Origin of the sequence: Actinomadura rugatobispora, assembly GCF_042656285.1 — a bacterium.
GTDB classification, from domain to species: domain Bacteria; phylum Actinomycetota; class Actinomycetes; order Streptosporangiales; family Streptosporangiaceae; genus Spirillospora; species Spirillospora rugatobispora.
The window spans coordinates 100,791-118,736 of sequence record NZ_JBHSON010000012.1; the positions used below are offsets into that span (position 1 = coordinate 100,791).

19 protein-coding genes are annotated in these 17,946 nt (G+C 73.6%); 6 read left to right on the plus strand and 13 right to left on the minus strand.

The features are described from left to right. Nucleotides 1–53: 53 nt before the first annotated feature. Nucleotides 54–845: an IclR family transcriptional regulator gene (locus tag ACFPZN_RS11120; RefSeq protein WP_378281776.1), complete on the minus strand. Its 792-nt coding sequence runs from the start codon at nt 843–845 to the stop codon at nt 54–56. Between the two features lie 115 nt (nt 846–960). On the opposite strand from ACFPZN_RS11120, the gene ACFPZN_RS11125 reads away from it, so the two are divergent. Genes ACFPZN_RS11125 through dmpG form a run of 3 tightly spaced genes read left to right on the plus strand, consistent with a single transcriptional unit; the run spans nt 961 to nt 3,688 of the window. Beyond that, nucleotides 961–1,755 carry a 2-keto-4-pentenoate hydratase gene (locus ACFPZN_RS11125; RefSeq protein ID WP_378281777.1) on the plus strand — a complete coding sequence of 265 codons (795 nt, stop codon included), beginning with the start codon at nt 961–963 and terminating at the stop codon, nt 1,753–1,755. Further along, nucleotides 1,752–2,648, plus strand: a complete 897-nt coding sequence (locus tag ACFPZN_RS11130; protein WP_378281778.1) for an acetaldehyde dehydrogenase (acetylating) — start codon at nt 1,752–1,754, stop codon at nt 2,646–2,648. The genes ACFPZN_RS11125 and ACFPZN_RS11130 overlap by 4 nt, the downstream gene beginning before the upstream one ends. Then, complete coding sequence (gene dmpG, locus ACFPZN_RS11135; RefSeq protein ID WP_378281779.1) at nt 2,645–3,688, plus strand: 4-hydroxy-2-oxovalerate aldolase; 1,044 nt, start codon at nt 2,645–2,647, stop codon at nt 3,686–3,688. Before ACFPZN_RS11130 ends, dmpG begins: the two co-directional genes overlap by 4 nt. Here dmpG and ACFPZN_RS11140 read toward each other — a convergent pair. Both ACFPZN_RS11140 and ACFPZN_RS11145 read right to left on the minus strand, forming a co-directional pair. Then, nucleotides 3,685–3,930, minus strand: a complete 246-nt coding sequence (locus tag ACFPZN_RS11140) for a hypothetical protein (protein ID WP_378281780.1) — start codon at nt 3,928–3,930, stop codon at nt 3,685–3,687. The two genes, dmpG and ACFPZN_RS11140, sit on opposite strands and share 4 nt — an antisense overlap. 431 nt (nt 3,931–4,361) lie before the next feature. Beyond that, nucleotides 4,362–4,547, minus strand: coding sequence for a hypothetical protein (locus ACFPZN_RS11145; RefSeq protein ID WP_378281781.1), 186 nt, complete (start codon nt 4,545–4,547; stop codon nt 4,362–4,364). Here ACFPZN_RS11145 and ACFPZN_RS11150 point away from each other — a divergent pair. From ACFPZN_RS11150 to ACFPZN_RS11160, 3 genes are all read left to right on the plus strand, one after another. After that, nucleotides 4,506–5,117, plus strand: a complete 612-nt coding sequence (locus ACFPZN_RS11150; protein WP_378281782.1) for an ABC transporter ATP-binding protein — start codon at nt 4,506–4,508, stop codon at nt 5,115–5,117. The genes ACFPZN_RS11145 and ACFPZN_RS11150 overlap by 42 nt on opposite strands. Before the next feature lie 32 nt (nt 5,118–5,149). Continuing rightward, a complete protein-coding gene (locus ACFPZN_RS11155) occupies nt 5,150–5,908 on the plus strand; it encodes an ABC transporter permease (RefSeq protein ID WP_378281783.1) in 759 nt (252 codons plus the stop codon). 107 nt (nt 5,909–6,015) lie between these two features. Further along, a complete protein-coding gene (locus ACFPZN_RS11160) occupies nt 6,016–6,894 on the plus strand; it encodes an MOSC domain-containing protein (RefSeq protein ID WP_378281784.1) in 879 nt (292 codons plus the stop codon). On the opposite strand, the gene ACFPZN_RS11165 is transcribed toward ACFPZN_RS11160, so the two are convergent. The 10 genes from ACFPZN_RS11165 to ACFPZN_RS11210 all read right to left on the minus strand — a co-directional run bounded on the left by ACFPZN_RS11165 (nt 6,872) and on the right by ACFPZN_RS11210 (nt 17,937). Then, nucleotides 6,872–7,642: a class I SAM-dependent methyltransferase gene (locus ACFPZN_RS11165; protein WP_378281785.1), complete on the minus strand. Its 771-nt coding sequence runs from the start codon at nt 7,640–7,642 to the stop codon at nt 6,872–6,874. The genes ACFPZN_RS11160 and ACFPZN_RS11165 overlap by 23 nt on opposite strands. A gap of 141 nt (nt 7,643–7,783) precedes the next feature. After that, nucleotides 7,784–8,254 (minus strand): hypothetical protein, encoded by a 471-nt coding sequence (locus ACFPZN_RS11170; protein ID WP_378281786.1) that lies wholly within the window; start codon nt 8,252–8,254, stop codon nt 7,784–7,786. Between the two features lie 95 nt (nt 8,255–8,349). Continuing rightward, nucleotides 8,350–9,210: an SMP-30/gluconolactonase/LRE family protein gene (locus ACFPZN_RS11175; protein ID WP_378281787.1), complete on the minus strand. Its 861-nt coding sequence runs from the start codon at nt 9,208–9,210 to the stop codon at nt 8,350–8,352. Between the two features lie 89 nt (nt 9,211–9,299). Further along, nucleotides 9,300–10,496 (minus strand): aldose epimerase family protein, encoded by a 1,197-nt coding sequence (locus ACFPZN_RS11180; protein WP_378281788.1) that lies wholly within the window; start codon nt 10,494–10,496, stop codon nt 9,300–9,302. 56 nt (nt 10,497–10,552) lie between these two features. Continuing rightward, a complete protein-coding gene (gene mmsB / locus ACFPZN_RS11185; RefSeq protein ID WP_378281789.1) occupies nt 10,553–11,845 on the minus strand; it encodes a multiple monosaccharide ABC transporter permease in 1,293 nt (430 codons plus the stop codon). Further along, complete coding sequence (gene mmsA, locus ACFPZN_RS11190) at nt 11,842–13,503, minus strand: multiple monosaccharide ABC transporter ATP-binding protein (protein WP_378281790.1); 1,662 nt, start codon at nt 13,501–13,503, stop codon at nt 11,842–11,844. Before mmsA ends, mmsB begins: the two co-directional genes overlap by 4 nt. Nucleotides 13,504–13,510: 7 nt before the next feature. Then, entirely contained in the window at nt 13,511–14,638 is a 1,128-nt protein-coding gene (gene chvE / locus ACFPZN_RS11195) for a multiple monosaccharide ABC transporter substrate-binding protein (protein WP_378281791.1), read from the minus strand. A gap of 32 nt (nt 14,639–14,670) precedes the next feature. Further along, a complete protein-coding gene (locus tag ACFPZN_RS11200; RefSeq protein ID WP_378281792.1) occupies nt 14,671–15,684 on the minus strand; it encodes a hypothetical protein in 1,014 nt (337 codons plus the stop codon). Nucleotides 15,685–15,730: 46 nt separating this feature from the next. Then, nucleotides 15,731–16,741 carry a zinc-dependent alcohol dehydrogenase gene (locus ACFPZN_RS11205; RefSeq protein ID WP_378281793.1) on the minus strand — a complete coding sequence of 337 codons (1,011 nt, stop codon included), beginning with the start codon at nt 16,739–16,741 and terminating at the stop codon, nt 15,731–15,733. Further along, nucleotides 16,738–17,937, minus strand: coding sequence for a mandelate racemase/muconate lactonizing enzyme family protein (locus ACFPZN_RS11210; protein ID WP_378281794.1), 1,200 nt, complete (start codon nt 17,935–17,937; stop codon nt 16,738–16,740). The genes ACFPZN_RS11205 and ACFPZN_RS11210 overlap by 4 nt, the downstream gene beginning before the upstream one ends. Between the last annotated feature and the right edge of the window lie 9 nt (nt 17,938–17,946).

Genomic DNA, 17,946 nt, shown 5'->3' on the forward strand with positions numbered 1-17,946 from the left:
AAGTAACCTCTTGGTGATATCCAACACGCCGTCCAACAGTCAAGGTGCCCAGCTCAGCGGCGGCGGGCCGGGCGCGCCCCGCCGTCGCCGAGCGTGCCGCCGCGGTGGCCGAGCGTGCGCGACAGCGCCAGCGCCGCCGTGTGGACGGCGGGGGAGACCTGGTCCAGGCGCATCCGGTTGCTCCAGCCCGACACCGACAGCGCCCCGAGCACCTCGCCGCCGGGGCCCAGGACCGGGCCGGCGGCGCAGACCACGCCCTGGGCGGACTCCTCGTGGTCGTAGGCCACCCCGGCCCGGCGGATCCCCTTCAGCTCCCGGGCGAGCAGGCCGGGCGCGACGGTGCTGCGCTCGCTGAGCCGGGGCAGCCGGCCGTCCAGCACGGCCCGCGCCACCTCCGGCGGCGAGAAGGCCAGGATCGCCTTGCCGACGCCGGTCGCGTGCGCGGGCAGCCGCCCGCCGACCCGGGACGGCATCGGCGGCCCGCCGGGCGACCGGAGGATGTCCACATACACGACCTCGCTGCCCTCCAGCACCGCCAGGTGCACGGTCTGCCGCGTCGCCTCCCGCAGGTCGGACATGTAGGGCAGGGCGGCGTCGCGGAGCGCGCGCTGCCGCGGGACGCGCTGCCCGATCTCGAACAGCCGCAGGCCGAGCCGCACCTCCGCGCCGTGCCGTTCGAGCAGCCCCTCCTCCACCAGCGTCAGCGCGATGCGGTGGACGGTGGACCGCGGCAGGCCGGTGCGGCGGGCCAGCTCGGCGGCGCCGACCGCGTTCTCCTCGGCGCGGAAGGCGTTGAGCACGGTCACGACGCGGTGCAGGTAGGTGTCGTCGGTCGCGGGGGCCATGCGCTCACCCTAGGCGGGATTCCGCGGGCCGCGTCCCGTCACGTGGGACGAGACCGTTGGCTCCGGCGGCTCCCGGGGATCAGGATTCACCTGCGGAAACGACGAAAGGACGACCATGGACCCCGAATCCGTGGGGAAGGCGGCCACGGGACTGCTGGAGGCGTACGCCACCCGCGTCCCGGTGGCGCCCCTCACCGAGACGTTCCCGGACGTGTCGCTCGAGTCGGCGTACGCGGTCCAGCGCGCCCAGGTCGAGCGGTGGGTCGCGGACGGCGCGGTCATCAAGGGCCACAAGGTCGGGCTGACCTCGGCGGTGATGCAGCGGCAGCTCGGCGTGGACCAGCCGGACTACGGGCACCTGCTGGACACCATGTTCCACACCGACGGCGCGCCCATCGACGCCGGCCGGTTCGTGCAGCCGCGGATCGAGCCCGAGATCGCGTTCGTGCTCGGCCGGCCGCTGGCCGGGCCCGGGGTGACGGCGGCGGACGCGGCCGCCGCGGTGGACTTCGTGCTGCCCGCGCTGGAGATCATCGACTCCCGGATCGCGGACTGGCGGATCACGCTCCCCGACACCGTGGCCGACAACGCCTCCAGCGGCGGCGTCGTCCTCGGCACCACGCCGGTCCGGCCGGACGGGCTGGACCTGTCGCTGACCGGCTGCCTGCTGCACCGCGGCGGCGAGCTGGTGCAGACCGGCGCGGGCGGCGCGGTGCTCGGGTCCCCGCTCAACGCGCTGATCTGGCTGGCCAACGTGCTCGGCCCGATGGGCGTCACGCTGGAGGCCGGGCACGTGGTGCTGCCCGGCTCGCTCACCGCCGCCGTCCCGGTCGCCGCCGGGGACACCGTGACCGCGGCGTTCGCCGGGATCGGCACCGTCACCGCACGCTTCCGAGGGGAGGGCTCGTGAGCACGCTCACCGCCGCCATCGTCGGGCCGGGCAACATCGGCACCGACCTGCTGGTCAAGCTGCTGCGCAGCGAGTCGATCGAGGTGCACTCCATGGTGGGGGTGGACCCGGAGTCGGAGGGGCTGGCGCGGGCCCGCGACCTGGGGGTCGAGGCGTCCGCGGGCGGCGTGGACTGGCTGCTGGGCCAGGCCGTCCTGCCCGACCTGGTCTTCGAGGCCACCTCCGCCAAGGCGCACCTGGCCAACGCGCCGCGCTACGCCGAGGCCGGGATCCAGGCCATCGACCTCACCCCCGCCGCGGCCGGGCCGTTCGTGTGCCCGCCGGTCAACCTGGACACCCTCGCCGACGCGCCCAACCTCAACATGATCACCTGCGGCGGGCAGGCCACCATCCCGATCGTGCACGCGGTCGCGTCGGTGGCGCCCGTCCCCTACGCCGAGATCGTGGCGTCGATCGCCTCCCGCTCGGCGGGGCCGGGCACCCGCGCCAACATCGACGAGTTCACCCAGACCACGGCGCGGGCGATCGAGTCGGTCGGCGGCGCCGACCGGGGCAAGGCGATCATCATCCTCAACCCGGTGGACCCGCCGATGATCATGCGGGACACGGTGTTCTGCGCCATCCCGGCCGACGCCGACACCGCCGCCATCGCCGCGTCCGTGGACGCCATGGTGGAGCGGGTGGCGGCCTACGTCCCCGGGTACGCGCTGCGCGCCGAGCCGCAGTTCGACGAGCCCCGCGACATCTGGAACGGGCACGCCCGGGTCGCGGTATTCCTGGAGGTCCGCGGCAACGGCGACTACCTGCCGCCCTGGGCCGGCAACCTCGACATCATGACCGCCGCCGCGGCCCGCGTCGGCGAGCGGCTCGCGGAAGGGAAGGTGGCGTCATGAACGCCGCTGTCGACGAGAAGATCAGGCTGACCGACTCCACGCTGCGCGACGGCAGCCACGCCATGGCGCACCGGTTCACCGAGGGCGAGGTCCGCGGGGTCGTGCACGCCCTCGACCGGGCCGGGGTGGAGGTCATCGAGGTCGCGCACGGCGACGGCCTGGGCGGCTCCTCGTTCAACTACGGGTTCTCGCTCGAGGACGAGGTCAAGCTGATCGCCGCCGCCGTGGACGAGGCCGAGCGCGCCCGGATCGCGGTGCTGCTGCTCCCGGGCCTGGGCACCGTCGAGGACCTGCGGCAGGCGCACGGCGTGGGCGCGTCCGTCGCCCGGATCGCCACGCACTGCACCGAGGCCGACGTGTCGGCGCAGCACTTCGCCGCCGCCCGCGACCTGGGCATGGAGACCGTGGGCTTCCTGATGCTGTCGCACCGGATCGGCCCGGCCGAGCTGGCCGCGCAGGCGCGGATCATGGTGGACGCGGGCGCGGAGTGCGTGTACGTGGTCGACTCGGCCGGGGCGCTGGTGCTCGGCGACGCCCAGGAGCGGGTCGCCGCGCTGGTCGAGGAGGTCGGGCGGGAGGCGCAGGTCGGCTTCCACGGCCACCAGAACCTCTCGCTGGGGGTGGCCAACTCCGTGCTGGCCGTGCAGAACGGCGCCCGGCAGATCGACGGGGCGCTGTGCGCGCTGGGCGCGGGCGCGGGCAACGCGCCGACCGAGGTGGTGGCCGCCACCTTCGACCGGCTGGGCATCGCCACCGGCGTGGACGTGCAGGGCGTCCTGGCCGCCGCGCAGGACGTGGTGCGGCCGTTCCTGCCGCGGCTGCCGTTCGCCGACCGGTCCGCGATCACGCAGGGGTACGCCGGGGTCTACTCCAGCTTCCTGCTGCACGCGGAGCGGGCCGCCGAGCGCTACGGCGTGCCCGCGCACGCGATCCTGCAGCGGGTCGGCGAGGCCGGGTACGTCGGCGGCCAGGAGGACATGATCATCGACGTGGCGCTGCAGCTGGCCGCCGAACGCGACCGCGCCGGCGCCGCCGGCTAGCCCTTCCCCTGACCGCGCCGTGCCGTCCGTCGACGGCTCGGCGCGGCGGGCGCGGTCAGGCGGGCTCGGGGTTCGGGCGGGTCTTCGAGATGATGCGGGCCGCGCCGACGCTGATGGCGCGCCTGGAGGAGCTGGGCGGGCAGATGGTCGACCGGCTCGCCGAGGTCCTGGCCGAGGAGGCCGGGGCGGCGCCGGACGACCCGCTCCCCCGCCTGGTCGCCGGCCAGATCGGCTGGTGCCACGCCCAGGTCTTCGGCGAGATCGGCCGGCGCACGGCGGCGGGCGAGGACCCCGGCACGATCGCCGCCGCGCTGCTGGACCTCCTCGACGCCGTCGAGAGCCGACCGCGTCCTGAACTACCGTTCCTAAGGACTGTGCATAAGTTGCTCAGCCGCGCGCCCCGAACGGTCTTGGACGCACTGGTCCCCGGCGTACTCGACCCCGGGGCGGCGACACGCATCCCGTGCGTGGTCCGTTCCCGGGAGGCCGGTTCCCTGCGCGACCTGGCCATGTTGGCTCGACCAGAGGCGACGGGGAGGCCCCAGACCATCACTCCGGTGGAAAGGGGGCCCCGCACGCCGACATCAAACCCAGCGTCCCAGATCGCGCTACTTAAAGTACGGGGACGAACACAAAACGTCAAGTCGGATCACTTGATCACCCGCCTTTTCACTCAATCGACCTCACAGGCGAACAGTTCGCACCCCTCGGTCAGGCCCAGGCTGCGCTCCCGGCCGCGCACCTCCTCGCGCAGCCGGGCCAGCACCGCGCGGGCCGGGGACAGCGGTCGGGCGGCCGCGGACGATCTCCGCCAGCCGTGCTGCCGCCCACCGGAGGCGAGGCGACCGTCGCCGGCCATGACCTGCTCCGCGACCCGGCCGGGGTGCGCGCCCGGATCGGGTACGTGGCGCAGTCCGGCGGCCTCGACCCGGCGTGCGGCGTGCGCGAGGAACTGGTCACCCAGGGGCGCCTGCACCGGCTGCCCAAGGACGCCGCGCGCCGCCGCGCCGGCGAACTGGCCGGGGACCTCGGCCTGGGCGACCTCATGGACCTTCCCACCGCCGCGCTGTCGGGCGGCCAGCGCCGCCGCCTGGAGATCGCGCTCGGCCTGGTCAACCGGCCCGAGGTGCTGTTCCTCGACGAGCCGACCACCGGCCTGGACCCCGGCAGCCGCTCCGACCTGTGGGACCTGGTGCGCCGGATCCGCGCCGAGCACGGCACCACGATCTTCCTGACCACCCACTACCTGGACGAGGCCGACGCCCTCGCCGACCGGGTGGTGATCGTGGACGCGGGCGCGATCGCCGCCGAGGGCACGCCCGCCGAGCTCAAGGCCCGGCACGGCGGCCCCGGTGCCGGCCTCCAGGACGCCTTCCTCGCCGTCACCGGACGGAGCGCGCCCCCCGAACAGGCGCCCGTCGCCATCTGACCCCGCCCGCCCCACCGACCCCGGAAGTTCCGATGCCCGCTCTCCTCGCCGACACCGGCGTCATCTTCGGCCGCGCCATGCGCGCCACGCTGCGCTCCAAGACCAACCTGTTCTTCGGCATGCTGCAGCCGCTGCTGTTCCTCGCGCTCTTCGGCCCCCTGCTGACCGAGGTCGCCCTCGGAGTGGACGGGTCGTCCTGGCAGGCGCTCGTGCCCGGCCTGCTCGTCCAGCTCGCCCTGCTCGGCGGCTCGTTCGTCGGGCTGGGCATCATGATGGACCGCACCCTCGGCGTCATCGACCGCATGCGCGTCACCCCCGTCAGCCCGGTCGCGCTGCTGCTCGGCCGCGTGCTGCGGGACGTGGTGCAGCTGGTCGCGCAGTCGGTCCTGCTCGTGCTGCTCGGGCTGGCCTTCGGGCTGCGCGCGCCGCTGCCGGGCGTCCTGCTCGGGCTGGCGTTCGTCGCCGTGCTGGCGGCGGCGCTGTCGGCGCTGTCGTACGGGCTGGCGATGAACGTGGGCTCCACGCCCGAGTTCGCCGCGATCGCCAACACGGCGATGCTGCCGCTGATGCTGCTGTCGGGCGTCCTGCTGCCGATGAGCCTGGGCCCGGCGTGGCTGGACGCGGTCTCGCACGCCGTGCCGTTCCGCTACACGGTCGACGCCGTGCGGGAGGCGTTCCTCGGCCACTACGCCAGCGGAACCGTCGCCGTGGGAGCCGCCGTCACCCTGGCGCCGGCGGCCCTCTGCCTGGTCGCGGGCGCCCGCCTGTTCGCCCGCACCGCCAGGACCTGATCCGGGCGAACCTGACGTATTCGTGTCAGGTACGCGCCGAAACCCTGGCCTCCGGCGGCGGGCGGGCCGTAGCGTCCCGCCTGTCGCCGAGTGAACCAGGGGGAGTCTTGGCCGTCGTCGTCGAACTCGTGACCTATCCCGTCAAGGGGTGCGCCGGTATCGGGCTCACCGCGGCCCGGGTGGGCGAGGCCGGTCTCGAACACGACCGCGCCTTCATGGTCGTGGACGGCGGCGGAACGTTCCGCAGCCAGCGGCGCGATCCCCGGCTCGCGCTGATCCGTCCCGAGATCGGCGCCGACGGGGACCGTCTCACCCTGCGCGCGCCGGGCACCGGCCCCGTCGCGATCGACGTGGACGTGCGCTCGGCCCGCGGCGACGTCGAGCTGTTCGGGACCCCGTACCAGGGCATCGACCAGGGGCCGGAGGCCGCGGCCTGGCTGTCGGACTTCCTCGGAGCGCCCAGCAGGCTGGTGCGGGTCCCGCCCGAGCACGACCGCGTCACCGGCGGCCTGACACCGGGACGCGCCGGATACGCCGACAGCGGCGCCGTCCACCTCGTCTCGCGGGCGAGCCTGGACGAGCTCAACCGGCGGCTCGCCGACGCCGGGCACCCCGCGCTGCCGATGAGCCGGTTCCGGCCCAACATCGTGATCGACGGACCGGAGGAACCGCACGCCGAGGACGCGCTGCGCGGCCTCGCCATCGGCGGTGCCGGGCTCGCCTTCGCCAAGCTCGCCATCCGCTGCGCCGTCACCACCGTCGACCAGGACGGCGGGAGGAAGGCCGGTCCGGAACCGCTGCGGACGCTCGCCGCCTACCGCAGGGTCCCCGAGGGCGGTGTCGCGTTCGGGACCAAGCTCTCCGTGGTGCGGCCCGGCACGGTCGCGGTCGGCGACACGGTGGGCGACGAGGCGGGCGGCGGGGGCGGCGGGGGCGGCGCCGCCGTCCCCGCCGGCGGGCGGCTCAGTCCCGGAAGCCCTGGATGAAGGCGAAGCGGTCGGTGTAGGTGATCTCGTGCTCGGGGTGGTGGAGGCGGATCGTGTCGACGCCGGCGTCGATCTCCTCGGCGGAGAACGACGACAGCACCGACATCCACTGGTTGCGCACCAGCGCGATCCACTGCTCGCGGTCGATCGTCACCGCGTACTCCTCGTGGCGGTGCTCGGTGCGCAGGCCCGCGGCGCGCATGGCCGCGGCGATCGAGTCCGGCTCGGGCTGGTGGGCGGCGAAACGTTCCAAAGCCTCGGGGAACAGCGGGTAGTCCAGGCGCCGGGGCAGCGTCACGATGAGGACGCTCCCGCCCGGCGCGAGCCGGTCGGCCAGGCCGCGCAGCGTGGCCGGGATGTCCTTGACGTGGTGGATCGCCTCCTTGAACACGAAGGCGTCGACGTTCTCGTACGGGAGCGTCACCTCTCCGGAGGCGATCTGCTCGGCGGTGGCGCGGACGGGGGAGAGGCGGGGGTCGTCGGGGAGCAGGTCCAGCATGTGCTGGGACGGGTCGATGCAGAGGATGGGCGTCCGGGCGGAGGCCGTCTCCAGGAGCCTGCTGAGGAACAGGCCGGTGCCGGAGCCGATGTCGGCGATCCGGTCGCCGGGCGCGGGCTTCAGCCAGGACATGATGCGGTCGGCCATCCACGCGATGTATTCGGGACGGTCGGCCCAGTTGCGTTCGTAGGTCTCCGCGATGCGCTGGTAGTGCTCGTCGGTGACGTCGATGGTGAGGGATCCTTTCACGCCGCCCCCGGCCGCGGCGCCGCGCCGCACCCGCGGCCGGAGGACTTCAGGAATTAGGAAGCTTCCGTAAATAGGGGGATTGTCGGGAAGCTCCCTTCCCAGCGGGCGGCGCCGGACAAACCTTCGCCCGGTCAGAGGCGGTCACCCGGCCGTGTTCCGCGCCTCCAGGACGCGGATGTACTCGACGAGCCGCACACCGATGTCGAACGCCAGGTCCGGGTCGTCCAGATCGGGGTCCGGCCAGGTCTCCGACACCCGCCGCCACGACCCGCGCCCCAGGAACGCCCCGGCGACGGCCTCCTCGCCCAGCTCCGGCCGCCAGCGCCCCTCCCGGGCCCGCAGCCGCTCCAGCGCCGCGTCGTTGTCGGCCTCCTTCGGGTGCTCCGCGTGGAACCCGATCTCCACCGCGAACGCGCGGGCGCCGGACCCGGACCCGGCGATCTCCGCGTCGATGATCTGCGCCTCGTAGTGCTCGCGGGCCGCGGTGTCGGGCGACCCGTACCAGACCTTCACGCCGTTGCGGCGCACCTGCACCCGCGGCTCGCCCGGATCGCGCGGCGCCGCGCCCCGCACCACCTCGCCGACCTGCTCGAACAAGCCCGTGTCCAGCACCCGCGTCCTCCTGAAACGATCTTTTGAGGGGCAACCTCCCCAGTGTGCCGCCGCATTCCGCCGCGCGGGCCTCAGCCGGGAAACGCGGGGGAGCCTCAGCCGGGAAAGGCGGGGGAGGCGGCGCCCCGGCCCGCGTCCCGGACGACGAACAGCGCGCCCGCGTCCGGCGTGCCGGGCGGGACGCCCTGCGAGGCGGTGGTGATGTAGAGATCGCGCAGGTCCGGGCCGCCGAACGCGCACGCCGTCGTCAGCGGGACCGGGACCTCGACGGTGCCGTCCAGCGCGCCGTCCGGGGTGAAGCGCAGCACCCGGCCGCCGCCCCACACCGCCACCCACAGGTTGCCGTCGGCGTCCACCGTCAGGCCGTCCGGCTCACCGGGCTCCGGCACCTCCGCGAACGGGCGGCGGCCGGTCGGCAGGAACGTGCCCGGCTCCACGTCGAAGACGTCGATCCGCCCGGTCGGAGTGTCGATGTAGTACATCAGGAGGCCGTCCGGGCTCCAGCCCAGGCCGTTGCTGATGGTGACATCGTCCAGGATCACGGCCGTCCCGCCGCCGGGCTGCACGCGGCGCAGCCTCCCGCCCCCCGGCCGCGTGTCGTAGCGCATCGTCCCCGCCCACAGCGCGCCGTCCGGCCCCACGGCCGCGTCGTTGCCCCGCACGCCCTCCTCCGGGTACTCGGCGAGCCAGCGGAACGAGCCGTCCGGGTCGTACAGGCCGACCCCGTCGCGCAGGTTGACCGCCAGCCCGCCGCCGGCCCGCGGCTTGGCCGCGCCCACGTGCTGCGGCGTCGCCCGCAGGACCGTGTCGGCGCCGGTGACCGGATCGTAGGCGTGCACCTCGCAGGCCAGGATGTCCACCCACAGCAGCCGCCCGCCGGCCGGGTCCCAGGTCGGGCCCTCGCCCAGCGCCGCGCCGGCGGCCACGGCCACCTCGATCTCGTTCGTCGAAGTCATCGTCATGCTCCAGGACTGCTCCGGGAAGGAAGGGATGGCCGGGCGGTCGCGCCGCCCGGCCGTCCCATTGTGATCAGTGTCCGCCCGGATCAGCGCGCGGAGAACGCGTACACGGTGGTCGTGTCGTACACCTGGCCCGGCCGCAGCGTCGTGGACGGGAACCCCGGCTGGTTGGGCGAGTCGGGGAAGTGCTGGGTCTCCAGGCAGAACCCGTCGCCCTGCCGGTACACCTTCCCGCTCGTGCCGGCGAAGGTGCCGGTCAGGAAGTTGCCCGAGTAGAACTGCACGCCCGGCTCGGTGGTGTGGACGTCCATGACCCGGCCGGAACGCGGCTCGGTGACCCGCGCCGCGCGCGACAGCCCCGGCCCCTGGCGGTCCAGGACGAAGTTGTGGTCGTACCCCTGGCCGACCAGGATCTGCGGGTGGCCGTCGCGGATCCGCTCGCCGATGGCGTGCGGCGCCGTGAAGTCGAACGGCGTGCCCCGCACGGGCGCCCGCTCACCGGTGGGGATGAGCGTGGCGTCCACCGGCGTGTAGCGGCTCGCGTCGACCTGGAGCCGGTGGTCGTAGACGTCGCCCGACCCCTCCCCGGCGAGGTTGAAGTAGGTGTGGTTGGTCAGGTTCACCACCGTCGGCCTGTCGGTCGTGGCCCGGTAGCCGATACGCAACTCGTTCTTCGGCGTGAGGGTGTAGGTGACGGTGGTCTTCAGCGTTCCGGGGTAGCCCTCCTCCCCGTCGGGGCTGGTCCGCGTCATGCGCAGGGCGACGTTCCCGCCCTCCTGTACCGGCTCGGCCTTCCAGACCCTCTTGTCGAAGCCCCGGTCCCCGCCGTGCAGGCTGTTGGGCCCGTTGTTGGCGGCCAGCCGGTAGGTCGTGCCGTCGAGGGTGAACCGGGCGCCGCCGATCCGGTTCCCGTACCGCCCGATGATCGCGCCGAAGTAGGGGTTGGCCTCGGTGTAGGCATCGCCGAGGTAGCCCGCCAGCGAGCCGAAGCCCAGCGCGACGTTGCCCGGCCGCCCCTTGCGGTCGGGCACCTCCAGGCTCTGCACGATGCCGCCGTAGGTGAGCACCCGGACCCGCATGCCGCGTCCGTTGCTCAGGGTGTAGCGCTCGATCTTCGTGCCGTCGGCCAGGGACCCGAACGGCTCCCTGCCGATCTCGGGACGGCCGAAGCCCGCCGGGCCGGGCGCCGGACCGGCGGCGGCCGGGACGGAGGCCGCCACCAGGGCGGCGGCCAGTACCGCCGTGCCGGCCAGGGGCGTTGTCCAGTGGGGGATGAACCTCATGACTCTCCTCTCGGGGGCGGAGCGGGGAGGAACGAGCTCGGCGGGGAGGATCGGTCTCAGCGCAGGACGGGGGCGCCGGCGCGGCGTTTGGTCCACACGTCGAACGCGACGGCGGCCAGCAGCACGATGCCCTTGACCAGCATCACCCGCTCGCTGGGCGCGCCGATCAGCGACATGCCGTTGTTGATCACGCCCATGATCAGGCCGCCGGTGATCGCGCCGACCACCTTGCCGACCCCGCCCTGGACGGCGGCGCCGCCGATGAACGCGGCCGCGATCGCGTCCAGCTCGAAGGTGTTGCCGGCGGTGGGCCCGGCCTGGTTGAGCCGGCCGGCGAAGATGATCCCGGCCAGCGCGGACAGCACGCCCATGTTGACGAAGATCCAGAAGACCACCGACCTGACCTTCACGCCGGACAGCGTGGCCGCCTGCAGGTTGCCGCCCACCGCGTAGATGCGGCGGCCGAACACCGCCCGGTTGGTCAGCAGCGTGTAGCCCAGCACCAGCGCCGCCAGCAGCACCAGCACCCAGGGCAGGTTGCGGAACCGGGCCAGCTGCACCGTCACCGCCATGATCAGCGCCCCGGCCGCGGCGATCTTCAGCACGAAGACCGGGAACGGGTCGACCGTCTGGCCGTACCCCAGCCGCGCCGTGCGGGTCCGCCACTGCGCGGCCGCCAGCCCGGCGACCGCCGCGACCCCGGCCAGCAGGCTGAACAGGTCCGCCCCGCCCAGCGCGCCGAGCCCGACGTTGCCCAGGTAGCCGGCCGTGAAGCCGTTCGACAGCGTGCGGACCTCCGACGGGAACGGGCCGATGCCCTGGTTGCCCAGCACGGTCAGCGTCAGCGCCCGGAACAGCAGCATCCCGGCCAGCGTCACGATGAACGACGGGATCCCGAAGTAGGCGATCCAGTAGCCCTGCCAGGCGCCGATCAGCCCGCCCGCCGCCAGCGTCACCAGCAGCGCCACCGGCCAGGCCAGGTCGTGGTTCACCATCAGCACCGCGGCGATCGCCCCGGTCACGGCCACCACCGACCCGACCGACAGGTCGATGTGCCCGGAGATGATCACCAGGATCATCCCGATCGCCAGGATCAGGATGTAGGAGTTCTGCACGATGATGTTGGAGATGTTCTGCGGCTGCAGGAGGTCGCCGCCGGTCAGCGCGGTGAACAGCACCACGATCAGGGCGAAGGCGACGTAGATGCCGCTCTGCCTGATGTTGATCGACAGCCGGTACGGCGATCCGCCGCCGTCCCCCGCCGGGCCGGCCTTCCCCGGTCCGCCCGGTCCGGTCCCGGAGGCATCGGTGCCGGCGCCGGCGCCGGCGTTCGCGGGCGCGCTGCTCATGGGACCTGCTCCTTGTCCTTCGGCGTGCCGCCGCCGGGCTCGTCCCGGCCGTCGCGGTCCATGGTCATGTGGGTCATGAGGCGCTCCTGGGTGGCCTCGGCGCGCGGCACCTCGGCGGTGATCCGGCCCGCCGCCATCGTGTAGATCCGGTCGCACATCCCCAGCAGCTCCGGCAGCTCGGAGGAGATCAGCAGGATCGCCTTCCCCTGCTCGGCCAGCCGGTTGACGATCGAGTAGATCTCGTACTTGGCGCCCACGTCGATGCCGCGGGTCGGCTCGTCCAGGATCAGCACGTCCGGATCGGTGAAGATCCACTTGGACAGCACGACCTTCTGCTGGTTGCCGCCGCTGAGCTTGCCGGTCTCGCTCAGCACGCTGGGCGCCTTGATGTTCAGGCCGGTGCGGAAGCCCTCGGCGACCCGGTACTCCTCGTGCCCGTTCACCCAGCCGCGCCGGGCCAGCCGGCCCAGCCCGGCCGCCGACACGTTCCGCTTCACGTCCTCGACGAGGTTGAGGCCGTAGCGCTTGCGGTCCTCGGTCGCGTACGCGATGCCGTGCCCGATGGCCTCCCGCACGGTGCGCGCCTCGATCGGCCGGCCGTCCTTGAACAGCCGGCCGGAGATGCCCGTCCCGTACGAGCGGCCGAACACGCTCATCGCCAGCTCGGTGCGGCCCGCGCCCATCAGCCCGGCCAGCCCCACGATCTCGCCGCGGCGCAGCGTCAGCCCCGCGTCCGCGACCACCACCCGGCCGTGCTGGGTGGGGCTGTGCACCGTCCAGTCCTCGATCCGCAGCACCTCGTCCCCGATGTCCGGCTCGTGCGGCGGGTAGCGGTGCTCCAGGTCGCGGCCGACCATCCCGGCGATGATCCGGTCCTCGGTGACCTCGGCGCGGGACGGGTCCAGCGTCTCGATCATGCGCCCGTCCCGCAGGATGGACACCGAGTCGGCGATGGCCAGCACCTCGTTCAGCTTGTGCGAGATGATCAGCGAGGTGATGCCCTCGGCGCGCAGCCCGCGCACCAGGTCGAGCAGGTGCGCGGAGTCCTCGTCGTTGAGCGCGGCGGTCGGCTCGTCCAGGATGAGCAACCGCACCTCCTTGGACAGCGCCTTGGCGATCTCGACCAGCTGCTGCTTGCCGACGCCCAGGTCGGCGATCGGGGTCACCGGGTTCTCCGGCAGCCCGACCCGCTCCAGCAGCCGCGCCGCCTCGTGGTTGGTGCGGTTCCAGTCGATCAGGCCGAGCCCCGGCAGGAGGCCCCGCGGGCCGCGGCGCGGGCCGCCGCGCCGGGACCGTCCGGAGGACAGCTCGTTGCCGAGGAAGATGTTCTCGGCGATCGACAGCTGCGGGCACAGCGCCAGTTCCTGGTGGATGATGACGATCCCGCGCCGCTCGCTGTCGTGGATGCCGGAGAACCGGCACGGCTCGCCCTCGAAGCGGATCTCGCCCTCGTACGCGCCGTGCGGGTACACCCCCGACAGCACCTTCATCAGCGTGGACTTGCCCGCGCCGTTCTCGCCGCAGATGGCGTGGATCTCGCCGCGGCGCACCGACAGGCCGACGTCCTGGAGCGCGTTGACGCCGGGGAAGGTCTTGGTGATCCCCCGCATCCGCAGGATCTCGCCGCCGGCCTCGGCGCCGGTCGTGTCGTTGGTCATGGCGGCCTCAGCCCAGCTGCGCCTGCGTGTAGTAGCCGCTGTCCAGCAGCGCCGTCTTCACGTTCGACTTCTCGACGATCACCGGCTGGAGCAGCTGCGACGGGACGACCTTGACGCCGTTGTTGTAGTCGGTGGTGTTGTTGACGGCCGGCTTGCCGCCCTTGAGCGCGGTGTCGGCCATCTTCACCGTCTCCGCCGCCAGCTGCCGGGTGTCCTTGAAGATGGTGGAGTACTGCTCGCCGGCCAGGATCGACTTGACCGAGGCCACCTCGGCGTCCTGCCCGGTCACCACCGGGTACGGCTGGCCCGGGGTGCCGTAGCCGTTGCTCTTCAGCGCCGAGAGGATCCCGATGGAGAGCCCGTCGTAGGGCGACAGCACGCCCTGCACCTTCGTGCCGCTGTTGTAGGTCTTGGTGAGCAGGTCCTCCATCCGCTTCTGGGCGGTGGCCGGGTCCCAGCGCAGGATGGCGATCGTCTTGAAGTCGGTCTGGCCGCTCTTGACGACGAGGGCGCCCTTGTCAATGTAGGGCTTGAGCACCGACATCGCGCCGTTGTAGAAGAACGTGGCGTTGTTGTCGTCGGGCGAGCCGCCGAACAGCTCGATGTTGAACGGCCCCTTGGCGCTGCCCTCCGAGCCGTCCGCGTTCTTGATCTTCAGCCCGATGAGCAGGGAGGTGGCCTGCTGCACGCCGACCTTGTAGTTGTCGAAGGTGGCGTAGTAGTCGACGTTCGGGCTCTGCCGGATCAGCCGGTCGTAGGCGATCACCGGGATCTTCTTGTCCCCGGCCTGCTGGAGCTGGCTGGTCAGCGCGGTGCCGTCGATGGAGGCGACGACCAGCAGCCGCGCGCCCTTGGTGATCTGGTTCTCGATCTGGCTGGCCTGGGTGGGGATGTCGTCCTGGGCGTACTGCAGGTCGACCTTGTAGCCGAGCTTCTCCAGGCCCGCCTTGACGTTGTCGCCGTCGTGGATCCAGCGTTCGGACGACTTGGTCGGCATGGTGATGCCGATCAGCGCGCCCTTGGTGTCGCCGGACCTGGCCTCCTGGTCGATGGTCTTCTCGCTGGAGCCGCAGCCGGTCAGCGCGGCGGCGACGGCGAGGGCGGAGACCGCCGTGGTGAGGCGCCCGAATCTCATGTCGTTCTCCTTGTGGGGGGTGGGGACACGCGTCAGGAGTTGAGCGGGAGTGCGTCGTGCGCGGTGTCGGGGAACCGCCGGAGCGGGCCCGGGGCGCGGGAGCCGGGCGGGGACATGCCGCCGCCGGCGCCGAGCCGGGCCAGGGTGTCCAGGACGAGCCGGCCGCGCCGGACCCGCTCCCGGCCCGACTCGACGGCGGCGGGCAGCAGGTGGCGGCCGACCGGGTAGACGCCGGGCGCGTTGCGCAGCCCGAACTTCAGGTAGATCGGCGCGCCGCAGCGGACCAGCTCCGCCGCGTCGTAGATGCGCACGTGGCCGCCCAGGTCGTCGGGCGCCTCGACGTAGAAGTCCATCGGGGCGGCGCTGAGCACGCGGATCTCGGCGAGCTGGGCGACCGTCAGGTCGCTGGGCACGTTGACCGAGTCGGCGCCGAGCCCTTCCCAGACCTGGAACGAGGCCGGGTTGACCGGGCCGACCAGCGCCGACACCTTGAACGTGGTGCCGGCGGGCAGCCGTCCGGCCGCGCGCATCCGGTGCAGCGTCCACAGCACGCCCTCGTCGGCCACCAGCAGCGACCGCACGCCGAGGGCGGCGGCGCGCTCGGCGTCCTCCACGCACTGGGCGAGCTGGTCGCGGCCGCGGGCGCGCGGGCCCGACCCGGGGTAGGAGCGGCCGCCCGCGCCCGGCTCCCAGGTGCCGCGCGGGCCCAGGAACAGGCACAGCTCGATGTCGCGCTCGGCGCAGCCGGAGACCATCTCGCCGATCTCGGCGTCGGTCAGCATCCACACCCCGCTGCCCTGGCTGATCCGGTGCAGCGGGACCTCCAGCCGCGCGCTCTCCTCCAGCACCGCCGCGAGCACGGCGGGGCCCTCGCACGAGGGCAGCTCGGTGCGCCAGGTGCCGCCGTCGGGGAAGCTCCGGGCGGAGGAGGGCGCGGGCTCGGGCCGGGGCGGGAAGCCCAGGGCGAGCAGGGCGTGCTCGCCGGGCGGACGGGGGCCCGCCGCCGCGGCGGCGGCGCCGGGCGCGGGGTCGGGGAGCGGGTCCATCGTTCCTCCTGCGGGATCGGATACGGGTCGGCTCATCGCAGGCCGCTCACTCCTCGAGGCCGGGACGGAGCAGCACCTTGCCCGCGTCCGGCGCGGCGCTGAGCTTCAGCGCCCGCTCGAATCCGGACAGCGGCAGCTCGTGGGTGATCAGCGCGGCGGGCCGCAGCACCCCGCTGCCGAACGCGCGCACCGCGTACGCCCAGTCGGCCGGGCCCGCGCCGAACACGGTGTGCAGCGTGAGCGCGCGGGTGACCAGCAGCGCGGCGGGGACGGCGTCGGCCGGGTCGCCGGGGATCCCGGTGAGGACGACCCGGCCGCCGCGCCGTACCAGCGCCACCGCCGCGTGCGCGGTGCCGGTGACGCCGGCGGTCTCGACGACCACGTCGAACGAGCCCTCGGCCGCCTCCCCGGGGCGCAGCACCGTGCCGGCCCCGGCCGCCAGCGCCGCCTCGGCCCGCTCGGCACGGGGATCGACCGCCACCAGCCGGGACGGCGAGGCGGCCGACAGCAGCTGCAGCGCGAGCATGCCGAGGGTGCCGGCGCCGACCACCGCGGCGGTCTCGCCGGGCCGCAGCGCCGCGTGCCGCACCGCGGAGGCGATCACCGCGGCGGGTTCCAGCAGCGCCGCCGCGCGCAGGTCGGCGTCCGGCGGCAGCACGTGCAGCAGCCGGGCCGGCACCACCAGGTGGTCGGCGAACGCGCCGGGACGGGTGAACCCGGTCTCGTCGTAGCCGTTCACGCACAGGTTGGGCGCGCCGTCGCGGCAGTGCGCGCAGCCCTGGCAGCCGCGGAAGCCCTCGCCGACCACCTTGGCGCCGGCCAGCGCCGGATCGGCGCCGGGGCCGAGCGCCGCGACCGTGCCCGACCACTCGTGGCCGGGCGTGATCGGGTACGACACGAACTCCGGCGGGCGGGCGCCCTCGTACAGCTCGCGGTCGCTGCCGCACAGGCCGGCGGCGGTGACCCGGACGAGCGCCTCGCCGGGCCCGGGTTCGGGCGGGTCCGACCGGACCATCCGGAAGCGGCCCGGCGCCTCCACCAGCACCGAACGGCTCACCGGCGCTCCCCGGAGCCGCCCGGGCCGCCGGAGGCCGCGGCGCGCCTGGCGGTGCCGTCGCGCTTGTGCCAGTCCTCGGCGAACAGGTCGAAGTCGGCGTCGCGGCGCGGGAACTCGGCGATCGCGTCCAGGTCGAGCTCGACGCCGAGGCCGGGCGCGGTCGGCACGGCGAAGTGGCCGTCCACGACCTTCGGGGCGCCCTTCGCGATCGTGCCGATCTCGGCGTCGGCGAAGTCGTTGAAGTGCTCCAGGATCTTGAAGTTGGGCACGCACACGCCCAGCTGCAGGCTGGCGGCGGTGAGCACCGGGCCGCCCACGTTGTGCGGCGCGAGCTGCACGTAGTACGTCTCGGCGGTGGCGGCCAGCTTGCGCGTCTCGGCGATCCCGCCCAGATGGCCGACGTCGGGCTGGACCACGTCGGCGGCCTGCAGCTCCAGCAACTCCCGGAACTCGATCCGGTCGTGGATCCGCTCGCCGGTCGCGATCGGCAGCCCGGTGTGCGCCGACACCTTCGCCAGCGCCTTGAGGTTCTCCGGCGGGACCGGCTCCTCCAGCCACGCCGGGTCGTAGGGCTCCAGCAGCCGGGCGAGCCGGATCGCGGTGGCGGGGGAGAAGCGGCCGTGCATCTCCACCAGCAGCTCGCAGCCGGGGCCGATGGCGTCGCGAACGGCCTCGACCAGCGAGATGGAGCGGATCGTCTCGTCGTGGTCGAGCTCCATCCGGCCCGCGCCGAACGGGTCGAGCTTCAGCGCCCGGTAGCCGCGCTCGACGACCCGCCGGGCCGCGGCGTGGAACTCCTCGGGGGTGCGGTCGACGGTGTACCAGCCGTTGGCGTACGCCTTGACCCGGTCGCGCACCCTGCCGCCGAGCAGCCGCCACACCGGCTGGCCGAGGGCCTTGCCCACGATGTCCCAGCAGGCCATCTCGACGCAGGCGATGCCGGACATCACGATCTCGCCGGCGCGGCCGAAGTCGCCGTACTTCATCCGGTGGACCAGGTCCTCGATGTCGAACGGGTCGCTGCCGGTCACGTGCCGGCGCTCCGCCTCGGCCAGGTAGCCGAGCAGCGCCCCGGTGTGGCCCAGCATGCGGGCCTCGCCGACGCCGGTGAGGCCCTCGTCGGTGTGGACGGTCACGTACGTGAGGTTCCGCCAGGGAGTGCCCACGACATGGGTGCCGATCTTGGTGATGCGCACGGATCGCTT